General features: G+C 71.1%; 16 protein-coding genes. 12 read left to right on the top strand and 4 right to left on the bottom strand.

Translation table 11 applies throughout. The features are described 5' to 3' along the window. Nucleotides 1-2 precede the first annotated feature (2 nt). The 3 genes from ABD331_RS06735 to ABD331_RS06725 form a co-directional block, all read right to left on the bottom strand. Nucleotides 3-869, bottom strand: coding sequence for a carbohydrate ABC transporter permease (locus tag ABD331_RS06735; RefSeq protein ID WP_344471628.1), 867 nt, complete (start codon nucleotides 867-869; stop codon nucleotides 3-5). Further along, complete coding sequence (locus ABD331_RS06730) at nucleotides 853-1,815, bottom strand: carbohydrate ABC transporter permease (protein WP_344471626.1); 963 nt, start codon at nucleotides 1,813-1,815, stop codon at nucleotides 853-855. Before ABD331_RS06730 ends, ABD331_RS06735 begins: the two co-directional genes overlap by 17 nt. 205 nt (nucleotides 1,816-2,020) lie before the next feature. Further along, entirely contained in the window at nucleotides 2,021-2,974 is a 954-nt protein-coding gene (locus tag ABD331_RS06725) for a LacI family DNA-binding transcriptional regulator (protein WP_344471624.1), read from the bottom strand. A 192-nt stretch (nucleotides 2,975-3,166) separates the two neighbouring features. Here ABD331_RS06725 and ABD331_RS06720 point away from each other — a divergent pair, with 192 nt between their 5' ends. From ABD331_RS06720 to ABD331_RS06695, 6 genes are all read left to right on the top strand, one after another. Next, a complete protein-coding gene (locus ABD331_RS06720) occupies nucleotides 3,167-4,060 on the top strand; it encodes an NAD-dependent epimerase/dehydratase family protein (protein ID WP_344471622.1) in 894 nt (297 codons plus the stop codon). Then, on the top strand, nucleotides 4,057-4,929 hold the full coding sequence (locus ABD331_RS06715) for a 5-dehydro-4-deoxyglucarate dehydratase (RefSeq protein WP_344471620.1): 873 nt from the start codon (nucleotides 4,057-4,059) through the stop codon (nucleotides 4,927-4,929). Before ABD331_RS06720 ends, ABD331_RS06715 begins: the two co-directional genes overlap by 4 nt. Next, entirely contained in the window at nucleotides 4,926-5,978 is a 1,053-nt protein-coding gene (locus tag ABD331_RS06710) for a mandelate racemase/muconate lactonizing enzyme family protein (RefSeq protein ID WP_344471619.1), read from the top strand. The genes ABD331_RS06715 and ABD331_RS06710 overlap by 4 nt, the downstream gene beginning before the upstream one ends. After that, nucleotides 5,978-7,927: a DUF6807 family protein gene (locus ABD331_RS06705; protein ID WP_344471618.1), complete on the top strand. Its 1,950-nt coding sequence runs from the start codon at nucleotides 5,978-5,980 to the stop codon at nucleotides 7,925-7,927. The genes ABD331_RS06710 and ABD331_RS06705 overlap by 1 nt, the downstream gene beginning before the upstream one ends. A 117-nt stretch (nucleotides 7,928-8,044) precedes the next feature. Beyond that, nucleotides 8,045-9,907, top strand: coding sequence for an ABC transporter ATP-binding protein (locus tag ABD331_RS06700; RefSeq protein WP_344471617.1), 1,863 nt, complete (start codon nucleotides 8,045-8,047; stop codon nucleotides 9,905-9,907). Further along, nucleotides 9,904-11,694, top strand: a complete 1,791-nt coding sequence (locus ABD331_RS06695) for an ATP-binding cassette domain-containing protein (protein ID WP_344471616.1) — start codon at nucleotides 9,904-9,906, stop codon at nucleotides 11,692-11,694. Before ABD331_RS06700 ends, ABD331_RS06695 begins: the two co-directional genes overlap by 4 nt. Here the strand turns inward: ABD331_RS06695 and ABD331_RS06690 are convergent. Further along, nucleotides 11,685-12,362, bottom strand: a complete 678-nt coding sequence (locus ABD331_RS06690; protein ID WP_344471615.1) for a TetR family transcriptional regulator — start codon at nucleotides 12,360-12,362, stop codon at nucleotides 11,685-11,687. The genes ABD331_RS06695 and ABD331_RS06690 overlap by 10 nt on opposite strands. A gap of 107 nt (nucleotides 12,363-12,469) precedes the next feature. On the opposite strand from ABD331_RS06690, the gene ABD331_RS06685 reads away from it, so the two are divergent. The 6 genes from ABD331_RS06685 (at nucleotide 12,470) to ABD331_RS06660 (ending at nucleotide 19,891) form a co-directional block, all read left to right on the top strand. After that, entirely contained in the window at nucleotides 12,470-14,095 is a 1,626-nt protein-coding gene (locus ABD331_RS06685; RefSeq protein ID WP_344471614.1) for an ABC transporter substrate-binding protein, read from the top strand. After that, nucleotides 14,092-15,030: an ABC transporter permease gene (locus tag ABD331_RS06680; RefSeq protein ID WP_344471613.1), complete on the top strand. Its 939-nt coding sequence runs from the start codon at nucleotides 14,092-14,094 to the stop codon at nucleotides 15,028-15,030. Before ABD331_RS06685 ends, ABD331_RS06680 begins: the two co-directional genes overlap by 4 nt. After that, the gene (locus ABD331_RS06675; protein WP_344471612.1) at nucleotides 15,023-16,915 is read left to right on the top strand and encodes a dipeptide/oligopeptide/nickel ABC transporter permease/ATP-binding protein; all 1,893 of its coding nucleotides are present in this window, start codon (nucleotides 15,023-15,025) and stop codon (nucleotides 16,913-16,915) included. Before ABD331_RS06680 ends, ABD331_RS06675 begins: the two co-directional genes overlap by 8 nt. Beyond that, on the top strand, nucleotides 16,905-17,882 hold the full coding sequence (locus tag ABD331_RS06670) for an ABC transporter ATP-binding protein (protein WP_344471610.1): 978 nt from the start codon (nucleotides 16,905-16,907) through the stop codon (nucleotides 17,880-17,882). Before ABD331_RS06675 ends, ABD331_RS06670 begins: the two co-directional genes overlap by 11 nt. A gap of 9 nt (nucleotides 17,883-17,891) precedes the next feature. Then, a complete protein-coding gene (locus ABD331_RS06665; protein ID WP_344471608.1) occupies nucleotides 17,892-19,115 on the top strand; it encodes an acyl-CoA dehydrogenase family protein in 1,224 nt (407 codons plus the stop codon). 116 nt (nucleotides 19,116-19,231) lie between these two features. Further along, on the top strand, nucleotides 19,232-19,891 hold the full coding sequence (locus tag ABD331_RS06660; RefSeq protein WP_344471606.1) for an SDR family NAD(P)-dependent oxidoreductase: 660 nt from the start codon (nucleotides 19,232-19,234) through the stop codon (nucleotides 19,889-19,891). The last annotated feature ends 10 nt before the right edge of the window (nucleotides 19,892-19,901 follow it).

The raw sequence follows: 19,901 nt of genomic DNA, 5'->3' as shown, positions 1-19,901 counted from the left end.
ATCTACTTCAGGCCCGTGGTGGCGACACCACGGATCAGGTATTTCTGGCCGGCCAGGAAGAACCCGAAGATGGGGCCGAGCGCGATGATCGACATGGCGAACATCGGGCCCCACGACGAATCGCTGCTGGCGTCCAGGAACGTGCGCAACGCTACCGGTACGGTGAAGTTGTCGGGGTTGTTGAGATACAGGAGCTGACTGAGGAAGTCGTTCCAGGTCCAGATGAACGTGAAGATCGCGGTGGTGGCCAGCGCCGGCATGCACAGCGGCATGACGACCCTGATGTAGATGCGCCAGTAGCCCGCGCCGTCGATCTCCGCCGCCTCGTCCAGCTCGCGCGGCAGGGTGCGGATGAACTGCACCATGAGGAAGATGAAGAACGCGTCGGTGGCCAGGATCTTCGGCGTCACCAGCGGCCAGATCGTGTTGATCAGGCCGAGCTCGGAGAACATGATGTACTGCGGCACGATCGTCACGTGGTGCGGCAGCATGATGGTGCCGAGCATGATCGCGAACCAGAACTTCTTCAGCGGGAAGTTCAGCCGGGCGAAGGCGTAGGCGGCCAGCGAGCAGGCCACCAGGTTCGCCACCACCGAGATGGCGGTGACCACCGCGGAGTTCCACAGGTAGTAGCCGAAGGGGTGCTTGAGCGCGTACCAGCCCTCGGTGTAGTTCTCCAGGGTGACCTGGCTGGGCAGCAGGCCGGGCTCGCGGAAGATCAGCTCCTCCGGCTTGAGCGAGCTGGAGATCATCCAGAGCAGCGGGTAGAGCATGACCAGGCCGAAGCCGATCAGCAGGATGTGCTTGGCCACCCGTCCGCCCCTGAACGGGCGGAACAGGACCGGGACCGGCCTACTTGGTGTCGCCATAGAAGACCCAATACTTGGAAGCGAGGAAGTTCACCCCGGTGAGCCCGGCGATGATGATCAGCAGGACCCACGCCATCGCGGCGGCGTAGCCCATGTCGTAGTTCTTGAACCCCTCAAGGTAGAGGTAGAGCGTGTAGAACAGCGTGGAGTCGGCGGGGCCGCCCTTGCCGCCGCTGACGATGAACGCCTGCGTGAACGACTGGAACGACTTGATGAGCTCCAGCACGAGGTTGAAGAAGATGATCGGGGTGAGCAGCGGGATCGTGATCGACTTGAACTGCCGCCACTTGCCCGCGCCGTCCACGGAGGCGGCCTCGTAGTAGCTGCTGGGGATCTGCCGGAGTCCGGCCAGGAAGATGATCATCGGTGCGCCGAACGTCCACACGTGCAGGAGGATCAGCGTGCCCAGCGCGTAGTCGGGGTGCCCCACCCAGCCGGGCCCCTCGATGCCGAACATCGCGAGCACCGCGTTGACCAGGCCGTCCGCGCCGAAGACCTTCCGCCACAGGATCGCGATCGCGACGCTGCCACCGAGCAGCGAGGGCAGGTAGAAGACCGAGCGGTAGAACGACAGGCCGCGCAGTCCGCGGTCGAGCACCAGGGCCAGCCCCAGGGCGAAGGCGAGCTGCATCGGGACGGAGACGATCACGTACACCGTGGTCACCCAGAGCGAGTTCATGAACCGCTCGTCCTCGGTGAACATCTTGACGTAGTTGTCGAACCCGACCCACTTGGCCTCCTCCAGGAGGCTGTAGTCGGTGAACGACAGGTACAGGGAGGCGAAGATCGGGCCGATCGTGATGACGAGCAGGCCGACGAACCATGGGGCCAGGAAGAGGTAGGCGGCCCGTGCCTCCCGGCGGGACCGTTTCGTGGAGCGGTGGCCGCCGCGGGCGGGCTGGGGCACCGCGCGCTTGGGTTTCACCGCCACCGAAACTTCAGTCATCACGGACCTTCCGGCGAGAAGTGAATGGATAGCGCTTTCCTATAGCTGGCGGGAAAGTTACGTCAACCCTTTGCAGGCGTTACATAGCCGTTACCGATATATCGTCACGACGTTTTCCCAGCTAGCGCGCGTGTGCCGTCAATAAGTCTGATGAATTACGATCCGGTTTAGTACAACCGTTTGCAGACGCAGAGCTATCACGAAACTACCGTGGAGCTGCGGTGGAGTCCCTGATCACCAGCCGCGTCTCCAGCGAGGTGGTCGCACTGACCTCCTGGATGAGCAGATCGACCGCCAGCCGCCCCGCCGCGGCCGTCGGCATGGCCACGGTGGTGAGCTTCGGCCGGTTCAGCCGGCCAGGCACGATGTCGTCTATCCCGACCACGCTCATGTCCTCCGGCACGCTCAGCCCGAGATCGCCGAGCCCCTCGATGAGCCCGATGGCCACCAGGTCGTTGTAGGCCAGCACGCCCGTCACCCCCGAGTCGCGCACCCGGGCCGCCGCGGCGAACCCGCCCCGCTCGGTGGGCGCGTTCGGGCCGATGACGACCAGCTCGACACCCGGCACCTGCTCGGCGGCCGTACGGATCTCGGCGCTCGTCCACGACCCGGCGGGCCCCGACACCAGCGCCACCTTCTGGTGCCCCAGCCCCGCCAGGTGCTCGACGGCCAGCCTGGCGCCGTGCCCGACGTCCATCAGGACGGTCGCCGCGCCCCGCAGCCGCCGGTTGATCACCACGAACGGCACCCGCTCCGCCAGCCGCTCCAGCGCCTTGTTCGACGAGCGCGGGCTGCACAGCACCACGCCGTCCACCTGCTTGGAGAAGGCCTGGATCAGCTCCTCCTCGGCCGCCGGCTCCTCGTCGGTGTCGGCCACGAACAGGTGATAGTCGCGCTGGCGGGCCGCCGAGTGCGCCGCCTTGATCAACGGCGGGAAGAACGGGTTGGCGATGTCGGCCACGATCAGGCCCAGATTGTGGGTACGCCCGGTCGTGAGCGCCCTGGCCGCCCGGTTGGGCCGGTAACCGAGCTCCTCGGCCACGGTGAGCACCCTGGAGCGGGTGGCGGAGTTCACCATGTGCGGCGCGGAGAACGTCCGGGACACCGTCGAGACATGCACTCCGGAGGCCCTGGCCACATCACGAATCGTCACTGTCACAGTCGCCCACCCTAACGCAACCGCTTGCAGAACCCATGAGTACGATGAAAGCGCTTGCCGCACGCCCATGACTCAGAAGTCCCTAGGAACCCCCAGCTAGACGGGCGGTGACGAAATCACCTCTTGACGCCTCACCCTTCCGGACATGAAGGTTTAGTGCAACTGTTTGCAGTCTTGAAGGAGTCCCACACGGTGAGCAGAGTCCTCGTCACCGGAAGCGCAGGACGCCTCGGCCGCAGCGTGGTCAGCACGCTCGCGGCGGCCGGGCACGAGGTCATCGGCGTCGACCGCGCCCCAGGCACCCCACCGGAGGCCGCCGTCACCTTGCCGGCCGACCTCACCGACACCGGTGAGACGTTCGAGGTCCTGGCCAGGTTCCGGCCCGAGTCGGTGATCCATCTGGCCGCGATCGCGACCCCGTTCAGCGTTCCTGAATCGGTCATCTTCAAGGTCAACACGCAGCTCGCGTACAACGTGTGCTCCGCGTCGGTGGCCCTGGGCGTGCCCGGCGTGGTCGTGGCCAGCAGCCCCACCGTCATGGGGTACGGCGTGCCGGGCGGCTGGACGCCCGCGTACCTGCCCATCGACGAGGAGCACCCGGTGCGCCCCTGGAACGCCTACAACCTGTCCAAGGTGGCGGCCGAGGAGACGATGAAGGCGTACGCCAGGGCGGGCGGCACCAAGATGGCCGCCGTCCGGCCGTGCTTCGTGATCCCGCCGGAGGAGTGGGCGGGCGCGCCCACCCAGTCGGGCCACACGGTGCGCGAGCGGCTCGACCGGCCGGAGCTGGGCGGGGTGTCGCTGTTCAACTACATCGACTCCCGCGACGCCGCCGAGATGATCGCGGTGCTCGCCGAGGCGCTGCCCGACGTGCCCAACGGCGAGGTCTTCTTCGCCGGCGCCGCCGACGCGCTGGCCAGGAAGCCGCTGGCCGACCTGCTCCCCCAGGTCCTGCCCGGCACCGAGGCGCTCGCCGCCGGTCTCACCGGCACCACCCCCGCCTTCTCCACCGCCAAGGCGGCCCGCCTGCTCGGCTGGCAGCCCAAGCGAAGCTGGCGTACCGAACTCAAGGAAGAAACCGAATGAACCTCAGCGGTGTGCTGTTCTTTCCCGTGACCCCGTTCGACGCCGACGGCACGCTGGCCGAGCAGGTGCTGGCCGAGCACGTCAGGCAGGGCATGGAGCACGGGCCCGGCGGCGTCTTCGTGGCGTGCGGCACCGGCGAGTTCTCGGCCCTGTCGGAGTCCGAGCACGCGCGGGCCACGCAGATCGCGGCGCAGGTCGTGGACGGCCGGGTGCCGCTGTTCTCCGGCGCCGGCGGGCCGATCGGCACGGCGCTGAACCAGGCGCGCGCCGCCCGCGAGGCGGGCGCCGACGGGCTGCTGCTCATGCCGCCGTACCTGGCGCAGGGGCCGGGGCACGGCTTCGAGGCGTACGTGCGGGCGATCGCCGAGGTGCTGCCGGTGATCGTCTACCAGCGCGGCTCGGTCGTGCTGGAGCCGGACGCCGTGGTGGCGCTGGCCGGCATCCCCGGCGTGATCGGCCTCAAGGACGGCCTCGGCGACATCGACCGCATGCAGCGGACCGTGCTGGCGGTGCGCGAGAAGTACCCGGACTTCCTGTTCTTCAACGGGCTGCCGACGGCCGAGCTGACCATGCCCGCCTACCGGGGCATCGGCGTGGAGCTGTACTCCAGCGCCGTGTTCGCGTTCGCGCCCGAGATCGCGCTGGCCTACCTGAACGGTGACGAGCGGCTGCTCACCGAGTTCTACGCCCCGCTCGTCCGCCTGCGCGGCAAGGTGCCCGGCTACCCCGTCGCCCTGGTCAAGGCCGGTGTACGGCTGCGCGGCCTGGACGTCGGCGCCGTCCGCCCGCCGCTGGTCGAGGTGAGCGACGAGCACCTCGCCGAGCTGGACGAGCTGATCAAGACCGGTCTCGACCTGGCCGCGTCATGACCATCGCCGACCTGCGCACGGAGCTGCGCTCCGCGCCGCTGCCACGCCCGTGGGGCGAGGACGTGCCGTACAACCACGTGATCGTCACCCACGTCACGCTGAAGGACGGCCGCACCGGCACCGGGTTCTCCTGGACACCGCAGATCGGCGCGCACGCCGTCAAGGCGCTGCTCGACCACGACCTGCGCGAGGCGCTCATCGGGCTGCCCGCGCACCCCGAGGTCGTCTGGGACCGGCTGTGGCGGCACCTGCGCGAGGCCGGCCCCGGCGGGATCACCACGGTCGCGCTGGCCGGGATCGACCTGGCGCTGTGGGACCTGCGCTGCGGCGGCGAGTCGCTGCCCGACGTGCTCGGCAGGCGGCGCGACGAGGTGCCCGTCTACGGCAGCGGCGTCAACCTGCACTACCCGCTCGACGAGCTGGTCGCGCAGGCCGGGCGCTGGGTCGCGGCCGGCTACCGCGGCGTCAAGATCAAGGTGGGCCGCCCCGACCTGGCCGAGGACGTGGCGCGGGTGGCCGCCGTCCGCGAGGTGATCGGCCCCGACCGGCTGCTGATGATCGACGCCAACCAGCGCTGGGACCTGCACAGGGCCCGGCGGGCGCTCGCCGCGTTGCGCGAGTTCGATCTGCACTGGATCGAGGAGCCGCTGCCCGCCGACGACGTGGCCGCGCACGTGGAGCTGCGCCGCTCCACCGACGTGCCGGTCGCCGTCGGCGAGAACGTCTACACCGCCTACGGCTTCCGCGACCTGCTGGCGGCCGGGGCGTGCGACGTGGTGCAGCCGAACGTGGTGCGGGTCGGCGGCATCACGCCGTTCCTGCGGATCGCGGAGCTGGCCAGGGCGTACGACGTGCCGGTCTACCCGCACCTGCTGAGCGAGGTGTCCGGGCAGCTCGCGCTGTCCCTGCCGCTGCCGGTCATGGCCGAGGACGTCGAGGACGCCTCCTTCGCCACGCTGGGGCTGCTGGCGGAGCCGTACCCGGTGGAGGTGTCCGGCGGGGTGCTGCGCGCGGGCGGCCACCCGGGGCTCGGGCTGAGGTGGTCGTGATGGCTCCCGCGAAAATCGTGCTGGCCGGCGCGCAGGGCCACGGCAGGCACCACCTGGGCATCCTGCGCGAGCTGGCCGGCCGCGGCGTGGTCGAGCTGGTCGGCGTCTGCGACCTGCGGCCCGTCGAGGTGGACTTCTGCGCGCCCGTGCAGTCGTCCGACCTGGGCGCGCTGATCGCCAAGACCGGCGCGGAGTTCACGATCGTCTGCACGCCGATCAACACGCACGCCGACCTGACCATCGCCGCGCTGCGCGCCGGCTCGCACGTGCTGCTGGAGAAGCCGCCCGCGCCCAGCCCCGCCGAGCAGCGCAGGATCGCTGAGGTCGTCGCGGAGACCGGGCTGGCCTGCCAGGTCGGCTTCCAGTCGCTGGGCTCCGCGGCCGTCCCCGCGCTGCGCGGGCTGATCGCGAGCGGACGGCTCGGCCAGGTGCGCGGCATCGGCGGCTGGGGCGCCTGGCACCGCCCCTCCGCCTACTTCACCCGCGCCCCCTGGGCGGGCCGCCGCCGCATGAACGGCGTGGACGTGATGGACGGCGCGCTGACGAACCCGTTCGCGCACGCCATCGCCACCGCGCTGGCCCTGCACGACAGCCCGATCGCGGAGATCGAGACCGAGCTGTACCGCGCCCATCCCATCGAGTCGGACGACACCTCCTGCGTGCGCGTCCGGCTGGCGGACGGGTTCACGATCACCATGGCGGCGACGCTGTGCGCGCCCTACGTGGAGCCGCCGCCCGGCAAGACCGCGCGCGGCGAGGCGCACCTGGTCGTGCGGGGCGACGCGGGCGTGGCCACGCTCACGTACACGCACGACCGGCTCAAGGTGGAGCTGCCTGACGGCTCGGTCACGACGACCGTGCACGACAGGGCGGGGCTGCTGGAGAACCTCATCGACCACGTCCGCACCGGCGCCGAACTGCTGGTGCCGCTGGCGAGCACCGAACGGTTCACGCAGGTGCTGGACGCGATCCGGCTCGCCCCCGAGCCGACGCCCATCCCCGAGCGGCACCAGGTCGTGCAGCGGGACGCCGAGGGCGAGGTCGTCGGCCGGCTGCTGCCCGGCGTCACCGAGCTGACCCGGCGCAGCGCGACGGAGCTGGCGCTCTTCTCCGAGCTGGACGTGCCGTGGACGCGGGTGGAGCTGCTGGTGGCGGACGAGCCGGTGGCCGCCTACGAGGTGCGCCCCGACCTGCCCGCCACCGACTCGCCACGCCCGTACCTGCACGCGGTGCGCACCCTCGGCGGCGTGGAGGTCACCCAGGTCAGGCCCGGGGACCACGTGCACCACCTGGGCGTCGGGGTGGCGATCTCCGACCTCGGCGGGGTGAACTTCTGGGGCGGCCGCACCTACGTCAAGGACCAGGGGCCCACCTGGCTGGACGACCACGGCACGCAGCGGCACGTGGCCTTCACCGGCCTGGACGACGGCGGCTTCACCGAACACCTGGAGTGGATCGGGCCCGGCGGCCGGCCGGTGGCGCGCGAGGAGCGCACCGTCACCGCGCGGCCCCTCACCCAGGGCTGGGCGCTGGGCTTCGCGTTCACCCTGACGAACCTGACCGGCGCGCCCCTGGAGGTCAACAGCTCGGCCACCAAGGGCCGCGCGGGCGCGGGCTACGGCGGCTTCTTCTGGCGCGCGCCCGGCACCTCCACCGATCGCGTCACCCTTCCGGGGGACGAGCAGGCCGTGCACGGCAGCCTGTCCCCGTGGCTCGCCATGGAGGGCACCACGCCCGAGGGCCGGGACTGGACCCTCGTCTTCGCCCAGGCGGACGGGGACCCGTGGTTCGTCCGGGTGGAGGAGTATCCGGGGGTGGGTCAGGCGCTGGCGTGGGACCGGCCGCTCACGTTCGAGACCACGCTGACCAGGCGGGTCGTCACGGCCGTGCTGGACGGCCGGCTGGACGCGGACGCCGCGTCCGCTGTGGCCGCTGAGCTGCTGCGCTGAACGAAGGGCCGCCACCCGGCGGCCCTTCGCATATCTAACAACATGTGAATATCTCCTTGACCTGTCCGCGTGCCCCGTGTGAGGATCTGGCTGTCGATCTTGGAGGCGGCGAGACCCGTGACCGACACGTATCCCAGGTTCTCCTGGCGGGATCTGAGCTGGACCGCCATCCGCGACACCTTCGACGAGCGCGCACGCCTGCTGGCGTTGTTACGCTTCTGCCGCCCCCGCACGCTGGCCGCGCTGGGCGCGACCGTGGTCGTGCCCGTCGCCGCCGCACCCCTGACCGCCCTGTTCGCCCACGACGTGGTGGCCGCGATGTCGTCGGCGGGCTTCGAGCCGGCGGCCCTGGTGTGGCCGGTGGCCGGGTTCGCGGCGGCGATGCTGGCCAAGGAGGCCGCCGACATCCTCTCCCGGGCACTGAAGGCGTCGGCGAGCAAGCGGATCGACGGCGTGGTGCGCTCCCGCGTACGCCGGATCGCCCTGCGGCCGGACGACATCAGCCACCTGGAGGACCCCGAGTTCCACGACGTGGCCGTACGCGCGGGCGACCAGGGCATCACCTGGCGGGTGCGCTCGCCCGGCGCCGCCAGTATCGGGCAGTTGGAGATCACCGCGCGGATGGCGTCGGCGGTGGCCATGGCGGTGGTGCTGGCCGCGTACTTCCCCGTGCTCGCGGTGGTGCTGCTGGCGCTGTCGGTGCTGATCCGGTCGATCACCCGGCGGCAGTGGACGCACCTGGAGGCGGTCAAGGACGCCGCCACCCCCGAGCGGCGCAAGGTCGATTTCTGGGCCGACCTGGCCGCCGGCCCCGACGCGGCCAAGGAGGTCCGGCTGTTCGGGCTCGCCGGATGGGTGAGCGAGCGGCGGCTGGACGCCCACCGCGCGTGGGAGGCCCGCCACTGGAGCACCCGCCGGCGGGTGCTGCGCAGCCAGAAGGCCACCTTCCTGCTCTCGATAGTGAGCGCGGGGCTCGGGCTGCTGGTGCCGGGGCTGGCCGCGTGGGCCGGGGAGCTGAGCATCGCCGGGCTGTCGCAGTGCCTGGTGGCCGCCTGGGGGATCTTCGCGATCTCCGTGATGGGCGGGGAGTCGTACGACATCGACTACGGCAAGACCGCCGTGACGGCGCTGCGGAGGTTGGAGGGCATGGCCGCCGCCGGCACTTCGCCCGCCGTTACGGAGAGCGCTTCCCACGGCCCTCCGCCGCTCGTGCGGTTCGAGGACGTGTCGTTCACCTACCCCGGCACCTCCAGGCCCGTGCTGGAGCAACTGAACCTGACCATCCGGCCCGGCGAGCGGCTGGCGATCGTCGGAGGCAGCGGCGCGGGCAAGACCACACTGGTCAAGCTGCTGTCAGGCCTGTACCAGCCCACCACGGGCCGCATCACCGCCGACGGGGCCGACCTGCGCTCACTGGACGCCGGGGCGTGGCGGCGCTCGATGACGGCGTTGTTCCAGGACTTCGTGCACTATCCGCTCACCGCCCGCGACAACATCACGCTGGCCGCCCCCGAGGCCGCCGTGCCCGGGGACGACACGCTCATGGAACTGGTCCGGGCGGGCGGCGCCCAGCCGGTGCTCGACCGGCTGGAGTCCGGGCTCGACACCCAACTGTGGCGGACCGGCGGCGACGGGCGTGACCTGTCGGGCGGGCAGTGGCAGAAGCTCGCCGCGATCCGGGCGCTGTACGCCGTGGCGCACGGGCGGCGCCTCGTCGTCCTGGACGAGCCCACCGCGCACCTGGACGTCAAGGCCGAGGCCCGCTTCCACGAGCAGGTGATCGGGTCGGTCGGGGGCGCGTCCGTCGTGCTGATCTCGCACCGGCTCTCCACCGTGCGGCCCGCCGACCGCATCGTCCTGCTCCAGGACGGGCGGATCGCCGAGGAGGGGTCGCACGACGAGCTGATGAGGCTCGGCGGCGAGTACGCCCGGCTCTTCCGCCTTCAGGCGTCCAGGTTCCACTCCAGGGAGGCGCGATGACGCTGCGGGACAGCACCCGGATGGCCCGGCACACCCTGGCGCTGAGCCTGCGCGCGGACCGCCGCGTGACCTTCGCGGTGGGCGCCCTGGTCATGCTGCAGGCCGGGCTCGCGGCCGGCACCGCCCACGCCCAGCGGCACGTGGTCGACGCGGCCGACGCCCACCTCCTCGCCGGGCTGCTGGCCGCGGTCGCGCTGGGGATGCTCTCCCACGCGCTCCAGATCATCGGCTGGCGCTTCTCCCACAACCTCCGCAACGACCTGCGCGACCGCATCCAGATGGCGCTGGAGCAGGAGATCACCGAGACCGCGGCGAGGATCCCCACCGTCACCCACCTGGAACGGGCCGACTTCCTCAACCGCATCACCATGTTGCGCCGCGGCACCCTGGCGCTGTCGAAGACCGGCTGGGCGGCGGCGCACGCCGTCTCCACCCTCGTCGGGATCGGGCTCAGCCTGTGGTTGCTCATCGGCGTGCATCCCGCGCTCGCGCTCCTCGCGCTGGCGGCCCTGCCGATCCTGCCCCTGGCCAACCGGGCCACGCGCCTGCAGCGCGAGGCGCTCGACGCCACGGTCGAGCCGCTGCGCCGCGAGGGCCTGCTGCACGACCTGTGCCTGAACCCCGACCCCGCCAAGGAGATCTGGATCTCCGGCAACGGGGCCGAGCTGGACCGGCACGCGCGCGCGTTGTGGGAGGAGGCGGCCGACCTCGAGGCCAGGGCCCGGCTGCGCGGGATCGGCGGTGAGATCGGCGCGTGGGCGTTCTACTACGTCATGCTGAGCGGGGCGCTGCTGCTCACAGGGCTGCTCCTGGCCCGCGGGCAGGCCACCCTCGGTGACGTGGTGCTGATCATCTCGCTGGCCGGCCAGCTACGGGCGCAGCAGCAGAGCGCGATCTCCGCCATCGCCCTGGTCGCGGACGGCGGCCGGGTGGCCGAGCACCATCACTGGCTGCTCGGCTACGCGGCGGCGAACGGCGCCCACCGGCCCGCGACGACCTCCCCCGTCCCGGCTCGCCTGACCACCGGCATCGAGCTGCGGGACGTCTGCTTCGCCTACCCCGGCACGGACACACCGGTGCTCGACCACGTCAACCTCACCATCCCCGCGGGCGCCTCGCTCGGCCTGGTCGGCATCAACGGCGCGGGCAAGTCCACCCTGATCAAGCTGCTCACCGGCGTGCACCGGCCCACGTCCGGCGCGATCCTGGTGGACGGCGTGGACCTGCGCGATCACGACCCGGCCGCCTGGGCCGCCGTGTGCACCGGCACCTTGCAGGACTTCCTGAAGCTCCAGACCCCGGTGTCCGAGTCGGTCGGCGCCGGCGACCTGCCCAGGATCGGCGACACCGCCCGCATCGAGCGGGCACTGTCGCGGGCGGGCGCGGACGGCATCGTGGACCTCCTGCCCTCGGGGCTGCGCACCCAGCTCGGGCGGACGTTCGGCGGCGCCGAGCTCTCGCACGGCCAGTGGCAGCGCATCGCCCTGGCCCGCGGCCTCATGCGCGAGGCCGCGCTGCTGCTGCTCCTGGACGAGCCCACGGCGGCGCTCGACCCGCAGGCGGAGCACGACCTGTTCGAGCTGTTCGCTCAGCAGACCCGCGACTCGGTGGAACGCGGGGCGATCACCGTGCTGGTCTCGCACCGGTTCTCGACCGTGCACATGGCCGACCACATCGTCGTGCTGTCCCAGGGCCGGGTGGCCGAGCAGGGCAGTCACGACGAGCTGCTGGGGGCGGGCGGCGACTACGCCGACCTCTACCGCACGCAGGCCCTCGCCTACCGCTGACCCACCTCACCACTGCCCGCCTGGGCCGCGCCCGACCTCCCCGACGTCGCTCTGAGCAGCCGCAACGCCCCCCGCGACAGGGCCGTCAGTATGTCGGCGGCCTCGTCCAGATCGGGATACCGCCCCTCCAGATGCCCCATGGCCAACGCGTTGGTGGCCGCGTTGATCCCGTCCGCGATCATCTCCAGCCGCCGCCGATCACGTTCGTTGTCAGCCGTGTACCCCAGAGCGGCCAGGTCGGCGGCGTGATGCTCGCGATAGGCCGCAGCCGTCTCCACGGCGAAGTCGCGTAGCGACGAGGAGGGGTCGTGCCGCGCCCTGAGCTGGATCCGCAGCAGCTCGGGATGCCGGCAGATGGACTCCAGGGGGATGCGGAACGTCTCGCGGTGCAGGTCGAGGTCGCCCGGGTGCTCGCGGGCCCTGCGCCGCGCCTCGCGCATCGAGTCGCGCAGCCGCTGCCCGCCCTCCTCCGCGAGCTCCCGCAGCAGCTCCTGCATGTCCTTGAAGTGCACGTAGAAACTGGACTGCGCGATGCCGGCGGCCTTGGCCACCTTGACCGTGCTGAGCCCCGCCTCGCCCTCCTCGTCGAGGATCTCCAGCGCGGCGCGGATGAGCTTGCGCCTGGTCAGATCCTTCGCCTCGCTCCTCGTGAGCGGCGTGCTCGTCATGGGCCCCTCCCCTCCCGTAACGATTGTCTCGCGGCACTTGTGCGGAATTTCACCGATAGTACTATCGGTGAAATTGCTCTCGGGGGAACTGCCGGGAGGAGGCGTGGATGAAACGCTGGAGGACGCCGGCCACGCTGGCGCTTGCCGCGATGGTGTTGCTGGCGTGCAGCGGCCAGCGACCGGTCGAACCGCAGTCCCAGTCCAGCGCGCCGGCCGCGACAGGCCCCGCGCAGGGCGGGCGCCTGGTCTACGCGCTCAGCGCGGACGCCAACGGGTTCAACCCGGTCACCGACCAGTTCGCGGCGCAGAGCTACAGCATGACTGGAACGATCATCGAGACCCTGGTGAGCGTGGACGCGGAAGGCGCCTGGAAGCCGTACCTGGCCGAGTCGCTCACCCCCAACAAGAAGTACGACGAATGGACGATCAAGGTCAGGTCGGGCATCTCCTTCTCCGACGGGATCTCGCTGACCGGTGACATCGTCAAGGCCAACCTCGAAGCGCAGAAGCGCTCCCCGCTGACCGCCGCGGCGATGATGCCGATCAAGTCGTTCGAGCTGCCGGACCCGATGACGGTCAAGGTGATCCTGCACCAGCCGTGGGTGGCCTTCCCCTACCTGCTCGCCGTGCAGACCGGCATGATCATCCCGCCGGCCTCGCTCAACGACCCCAAGACGGCCAGCCTCAAGCCGGTCGGCACCGGGCCGTTCATCTTCAAGGAGTACGTGCCGGACAACCGCATGGTCGTCACCCGCAACCCGCGTTACTGGCGGGCGGGCCTGCCCTACCTGGACGAGGTCGAGTTCAGGATCCTGCCCGACACCCAGACCCGCGCCCAGACGCTCGAAGCGGGCGGCGTGGACGCCATCGGCACCTCCCGCGACGAGGACCTCACCAAGTTCGGCGCGATGAAGGACGCCTACTCGGTGCACCGGGCGCAGGGCATGGCCGTGGCCGAGTACATGTTCCTGCTCAACACCGCCGTGGCCCCGCTCGACGACGTACGGGTGCGCAGGGCGATGGCCCACGCCATGGACCGCGAGACCGTCATCAAGACCCTGCGCGGCGGCATGACCGAGCCCGCCGACGGCCCCTGGTCCAAGGACTCCCCCTGGTACGCCCCCGGCGGCTACCCCGCCTACGACCTGGCCAAGGCCACCGCCCTGGTCAAGGAGGTCGAGGCGGAGAAGGGCCCGATCCGCTTCGAGCTGATCTCCACCCCCGACCCCAACACCATGCAGGGCGTGGAGCTGGCCCAGGACATGTGGCGCAAGGCCGGCATCGAGGTGTCGATCAAGCAGGCCGACCAGCCCGACCTGATCAACCGGGCCATCACCGGCAACTTCTCCGCCACGGTGTGGACCCAGTTCTCCTCGCAGGACCCCGACGGCGAGTACGTCTGGATGCACCAGGCCTACGCCAAGCCCGTCGGCGCCATATCGCTCAACATGACCAGGCTCAAGGACGAGAAGCTGAGCGCCGCCCTGGACGCCGGCCGGATGAGCCCGGACGAGGCCACCCGCAAGCAGGCGTACGCGACGGTGCAGGAACGGCTGCGCGACCAGGTGCCGTACGTGTTCGTCGACCACCTGAACACCGGCGCGATCATCGCCAAGACCAAGGTGCGCGGCATCGGCGAACACGTGCTGCCCGACGGCGAGAAGGGGCTGCCACTGACCGGCTCACCCATCCCGTACCACCCGTTCGGCCAGCTCTGGATCAGCGGCCAGTGATCGTCCTCCACCGGCTGGTCCGGCTCCTGGTGGTGCTGGTCGTGGTGACCTTCCTGTCGTTCGCCCTGCTCAACCTGCTGCCCGGTGACCCGGTCACGCAGATCCTGGGCCTGTCGGCGACGGAGGAGTCCCGCGCGCAGCTCCGCCAGGAGCTCGGGCTCGACGAGCCGCTGCTGGTGCGCTATCTCGACTGGCTCGCCGGCCTGGGCGTCGGCGACTTCGGCAACTCCTACATCAGCAGGATGCCCGTCGGCGCCGAGCTGGCCGAGCGGCTGCCCGTGACGCTGGAGCTGCTGGTCGCGGCGCAGATCGTGGCGCTCGGCCTGGCGATCCCGGTCGGCGTGGCCGCGGCCCGCCGCGCCGGGCGCGCCCTCGACCAGGTGCTCACGGCGCTCAGCTTCGCGCTGCTGTCCACGCCCGTGTTCGTGCTCGGGGTGCTGCTGATCCTCGTCTTCGCCGTCAACTGGCAGGTGCTGCCCGCGACCGGCTGGACGTCCATCTCCGTCGACATCGGGTGGAACCTCACGTCCGTGATCCTGCCGGCGGTCACGCTGGGCTGCGGGCAGTTCGCGGTGTACGCGCGGCTGCTGCGTACCGACCTGATCGCCACCCTCCAGGAGGACTACATCACGCTCGCGCGCGCCCGCGGCCTGTCACCGCGCCGCATCCTGTGGCGGCACGCGCTGCGCCCCTCCGCGATCACCCTGATCACCGCCATCGGCCTGAACCTGGGCGCGCTCATCGGCGGCACCGTGATCATCGAGACGCTCTTCGGCCTGCCCGGCATCGGGCGGCTCATCGTCGACTCCATCTTTTCCCGCGACTACCTGACGGTTCAGGGAGGCGTCGTGCTGATCTCGGTCGGCTACGTGGTCGTCAACTTCGCGGTGGACCTGGTGTACGCCGCCGTCGATCCGCGGATCCGTCGTGCGTAGGCGGTTCGGGTTCGGGATCTGGCTGGCCGCCGGCTGGATCGGGCTGGTGCTGCTCGCCGCGTTGCTGGCCGACTTCCTGCCGTTCGCGCGGTACGACGAGACGCTCGCCGGGCCGCCGCAGTCGGGGCCCAGCGCCGAGCACCCGTTCGGCACGGACGGGCTCGGCCGCGACGTGCTCAGCCGTGTCGTGTACGGGGCCCGCGTCTCGCTCGGCGTCGGCATCGGCGCGGTGCTGCTCGGCCTGGGCATCGGCGCGCCGCTCGGCATCCTGGCCGGCTACCGGCGGCGGACCGCCGACGCGGTCATCATGGCGGTCAACGACGTGGCGCAGGCGTTCCCCGCGCTGGTGTTCGCGCTGGCCGTGGTGGCCTTCGCCGGCGCGAACCTGCGCAACGTGCTGATCGTCCTCGGCGTGCTCGGGGTGCCCTCCTGGGTGCGCCTCATCCGGGGGGCCACCCTCACCTTCGCCGAACGCGAGTTCGTGCTGGCCGCGCGCGTGCTCGGCACCCGCGACCGGCGCATCCTGTGGCGCGAGATCATGCCGAACGTGGCCGTCCCCGCCGCCTCGTACGCCTTCATCGGGATGGCCGTGGTGGTCGTCGCCGAGGGCAGCCTGGCCTTCCTCGGCCTGTCCGTCCAGGCGCCCACCCCCACCTGGGGCGGCCTGATCAACGAGGGCCGCACGATCATGGAGACGGCGCCGCACGTCGTGCTGGCCCCCTCGATCGTCATGTTCCTGACCGTGCTCTCCTTCAACCTGGTCGGCGACCGGCTGCGGGCCATGACCGACGTGCGCGAGATCGGCCTGGAGCCGGTACGCCAGGCCGCCGCCGCCCCGATGCCGACCGCCACCCACGCCATCCGCGACACCCTGCTGCAGGCCGAGGAGCTGCGCACGCACTTCGTCACGCCGCGCGGCGTCGTCAAGGCCGTGGACGGCGTCTCCTTCACCCTCGACCGCGGCCGAACCCTGGCCATCGTCGGCGAGTCGGGGTCCGGCAAGTCCATGCTGATCCGCTCCATCCTCGGGCTGCTGCCCGGCACCTCGGTCAGGGGCGGCCACGTGTACCTGTCGGGCGACGACCTGACCACCTACAGCCCGGCCGAGATGCGCTCCGTGCTCGGCCCGCGGCTCGGGACCGTCTTCCAGGACCCGATGACCGCGCTGAACCCCGTCCGCACCATCGGCACGCAGGTGATGGAGCCGCTGCGGGTGCACCTGCGCATGTCGCGCAAACAGGCCCGCGCCGAGGCCGTCCAGCTGCTCGCCTCGGTCGGCATCCCCGATCCGGTACGCATGCTGCGCCGCTACCCGCACCAGCTCTCCGGCGGGATGCGGCAGCGGGTGACGATCGCGATGGCGCTGTCGTGCCGTCCCGACGTGCTGTTCGCCGACGAGCCCACCACCGCGCTCGACGTCACCATCCAGGACCAGGTGCTGCGGCTGCTGCACCGGCTGCGCGAGGAGCGCGACATGGCGGTGGTGCTGGTCAGCCACGACCTGTCGGTGGTCGCCGAATGGGCGGACGAGGTGATCGTCATGTACGCGGGCAAGGTGGTGGAGCGCGGGCCCGCCAGGGAGGTGTTCGCGCATCCGCGGATGCCGTACACCGAGTCCCTGCTCCAGGCCGCGCCCCGGCTCACCGACCCGGTGCACCACCGGCTCCGCGTCATCCCCGGCAGGCCGCCGGACCTGGCGCACCTGCCGGCGGGGTGCGCGTTCCGGGCGCGGTGCCCGTACGCGCAGGAGCGGTGCGAGCTGGAGGCGCCGCCCCTCTTCGAGGACGGCCCGCACCAGCACCAGTACGCCTGCTGGTACCCCCGGGACGCGCGTGGTGACGGCCCCGCCGACGTCGAGTCAGGAGTTGAGAGCCGTGGCAGGTAGCGGGAACGCGCACCTCCGCCCCCGTGACGAGGTGCTGCTGCGGGTGGAGGATCTGGTCGTGGAGTTCCCCGCGGGACGCGGCCGCACCGTGAGCGCGGTCGCCGGCGTGAGCTTCGACGTGGCGCGTGGCGAGACGCTCGGCATCGTCGGCGAGTCGGGCTGCGGCAAGTCCAGCGCGGCCCGCGCGCTCGTCCAGCTCCCGCCGCCCCGCTCGGGTTCGGTCAAGCTGGACGGCCTGGAGCTGACGGCCCTGCGCGGCGAGCCCTTGCGGATGACCCGCCAGCGCCTCCAGATGATCTTCCAGGACCCCATCTCGTCCCTCAACCCGCGCCGCCGCGTCCGCGACATCGTCGGCGAGGGCCCCCGCGTGTGGCACCAGCCGGGCGACCGCGTGGACGAGGTGCTCGAAGCGGTCGGGCTCGACCCGGCGACGGCGGCCGAGCGCAGGCCGCACGAGTTCTCCGGCGGGCAGTGCCAGCGCATCTCCATCGCCAGGGCCCTCATCCTCGACCCGGAGGTGGTGATCTGCGACGAACCGGTGTCGGCGCTGGACGTCTCGGTGCAGGCGCAGATCCTCGGCCTGCTGGAGGACCTCAAGGCCCGTTACCGGCTCACGCTCGTCTTCATCGCCCACGACCTGGCCGTGGTGAAGAACGTCAGCGACCGCATCATGGTCATGTATCTGGGCAAGGTGTGCGAACTGGCGCCGAGCGCCGACCTGATCAGCCGCCCGGCGCACCCGTACACCAGGGCCCTGATCGCCTCCATCCCGGGCGGCGGCCTCGACCTGCCGCCCGCCGACACCCTGATCAGCGGCGAACCCCCGTCACCCGTCGATCCGCCCTCCGGCTGCCGCTTCCGCACGCGATGCCCGCGCGCGGCGGCGAGATGCGCGGAGGAGGAGCCACAAGTCCGGCAAGTCGGCGACGACCACTGGCTCGCCTGTCATTTCCCTATTAAGGAGTAGAAGCCCGATATGGCAATCGATTTCACCCTCGCCCCCGAGCACGAGGAGATCCGCAAGCGGATCCGTTCCTTCATCCAGGGCACCGTCATGCCCGCCATGGAGGAGGTGCAGGAGAGCGACCGCGACCAGTACCTCCGCACGATCTTCCAGCTCCGCTCCCAGGCCAGGGCGGAGGGGTTGTGGCTGCCCCACATGCCGAAGGAGTGGGGCGGCATGGGCCTGGGCCACGTGGAGCTGGCGATGGTGCAGTCGGAGGCCGCCAAGACCCGCATCGGGCCCTGGGTGCTCAACTGCCAGGCCCCGGACGAGGGCAACATGCACACCCTCCTGCACTGGGCCACCGACGAGCAGAAGGAGAAGTACCTCCGCCCGCTCCTCGACGGCGCGAAGATGTCCTGCTTCGCCATGACCGAGCCCGAGGTCGCCGGTTCTGACCCCACCCTCATCCGCACGCAAGCCGTCCAGGACGGCGACGAGTGGGTCATCAACGGCCACAAATGGTTCATCTCCAACGCCCGCCGCGCCAACTTCGCCATCCTCATCGCCCGCACGGAACCGGACGTCCCCGAAGGCTCCCGCGGCGCCAACACCGCCTTCCTCGTCGACCTGCCCAACCCGGGCTGGAACGACGTGCGCGAGGTGGAGACCATGCACGGCTCCACCGGCCACAGCGAGATCGTCATCAAGGACCTGCGCGTCCCCTCCAGCGCCATCCTCGGCGGCCGTGGCAACGGCCACCGCCTCGGCCAATACCGCCTCGGCCCCGCCCGGCTCGCCCACTGCATGCGGTGGATCTCGCAGGCGGAGACGGCGCTGGACATGATGGTCGATCGCGCACTCAACCGGTACAGCCATGGGTCGCTGCTGGCGGAGAAGCAGGGGATCCAGTGGCTGATCGCCGACTCGGCCATGGAGTTGTACCAGTGCAAGCTGATGGTGCTGCACGCCGCGTCCAAGATCGACAAGGGCGAGGATTTCCGTACGGAGGTGTCCATGGCCAAGCACTTCGTGGCCAACAGCCTCAACCGGATCGTGGACCGGGCCATTCAGGTGCACGGGGCCTTGGGGTATTCGACGGACACGCCGTTGGCGAACATGTTCCAGCATGCTCGGTGGGCTCGGTTCGCTGACGGGGCTGATGAGATCCACCAGATGCGGATCGCCGAGCGGACCATCGCCGCCTACCAGGCGACCGGCTCCACCAGCTCCGCCACCGGCGGCCTGCCCCTCTGACCCCCGCCGTGATCGGCTCCTGCGTCATGGGGCGAGTGGTGTGACCGGAGCCGCCGGCGGCCCGCCCCTCTGCGGCTGCCATGATCGACTCCTGCACGCGAGCGGAGGGAGGCGTCATGGGGCGGGTGCTGGTGACCGGAGCCACCGGAGGGATCGGGACGGCGCTGGTCGGCGCGCTCGTGCGGGCCGGTCACCAGGTGACCGCCGTGGGGCGCGACGTCGGGCGGCTGGACGTGCCGGGCATCGAGGCCGACCTCGCCGAGCCCGGCACGCTGGCCGCCGCCCTCGGAACGGTGGGCGAGGTGCACGCGCTGGTACATTGCGCGGGCATCTCCCCCGTCGCCACCGTCGCCGAGTCCGGCCCCGAGCACTGGCGGCGGACGCTTGCCGTGAACGTGGCCTCCGCCGCCGAGCTGGCACGCCTCACACTGCCCGCGCTGCGCCGGGCCAGAGGGCACGTGGTCTTCGTCAACGCCTCGCCCGGGATGACGGGGGTGCCCCGGTGGTCGGCGTTCGTCGGAAGCAAGGCGGCGCTGCGCGAACTGGCCGACTCACTGCGCGAGGAGGAGGCCGCGCACGGGGTGCGGGTCACCACGGTCTATCCGGCGGCGACGGCCACCGACCTGCTGGGGGAGGTCAGGAGCGCCTTCGGTCGCCCGTACGACCCGGAGCTGTGCATCCGGCCGGAGACGCTGGCGTCCATGATCGTCTGGCTGCTGGACGCGCCGGCCGACTCCTACGCCTGCGAGCTGTCCGTCCTGCCGTCACCCCGCTGAGCCCTTGATC

Source organism: Nonomuraea monospora (assembly GCF_039531895.1).
Classification (GTDB): Bacteria; Actinomycetota; Actinomycetes; order Streptosporangiales; family Streptosporangiaceae; genus Nonomuraea; species Nonomuraea monospora.
This window is presented reverse-complemented; position numbering and strand designations above follow the sequence as displayed.

What these genes read in the sequence shown, in the direction of transcription:
- ABD331_RS06735 (WP_344471628.1), bottom strand. Translation starts at nt 869, where the DNA reads ATGGCGACACCAAGTAGGCCGGTCCCGGTCCTGTTCCGCCCGTTCAGG.
- ABD331_RS06730 (WP_344471626.1), bottom strand. Translation starts at nt 1,815, where the DNA reads ATGACTGAAGTTTCGGTGGCGGTGAAACCCAAGCGCGCGGTGCCCCAG.
- ABD331_RS06715 (WP_344471620.1), top strand. Translation starts at nt 4,057, where the DNA reads ATGAACCTCAGCGGTGTGCTGTTCTTTCCCGTGACCCCGTTCGACGCC.
- ABD331_RS06710 (WP_344471619.1), top strand. Translation starts at nt 4,926, where the DNA reads ATGACCATCGCCGACCTGCGCACGGAGCTGCGCTCCGCGCCGCTGCCA.
- ABD331_RS06705 (WP_344471618.1), top strand. Translation starts at nt 5,978, where the DNA reads ATGGCTCCCGCGAAAATCGTGCTGGCCGGCGCGCAGGGCCACGGCAGG.
- ABD331_RS06695 (WP_344471616.1), top strand. Translation starts at nt 9,904, where the DNA reads ATGACGCTGCGGGACAGCACCCGGATGGCCCGGCACACCCTGGCGCTG.
- ABD331_RS06690 (WP_344471615.1), bottom strand. Translation starts at nt 12,362, where the DNA reads ATGACGAGCACGCCGCTCACGAGGAGCGAGGCGAAGGATCTGACCAGG.
- ABD331_RS06685 (WP_344471614.1), top strand. Translation starts at nt 12,470, where the DNA reads ATGAAACGCTGGAGGACGCCGGCCACGCTGGCGCTTGCCGCGATGGTG.
- ABD331_RS06665 (WP_344471608.1), top strand. Translation starts at nt 17,892, where the DNA reads ATGGCAATCGATTTCACCCTCGCCCCCGAGCACGAGGAGATCCGCAAG.
- ABD331_RS06660 (WP_344471606.1), top strand. Translation starts at nt 19,232, where the DNA reads ATGGGGCGGGTGCTGGTGACCGGAGCCACCGGAGGGATCGGGACGGCG.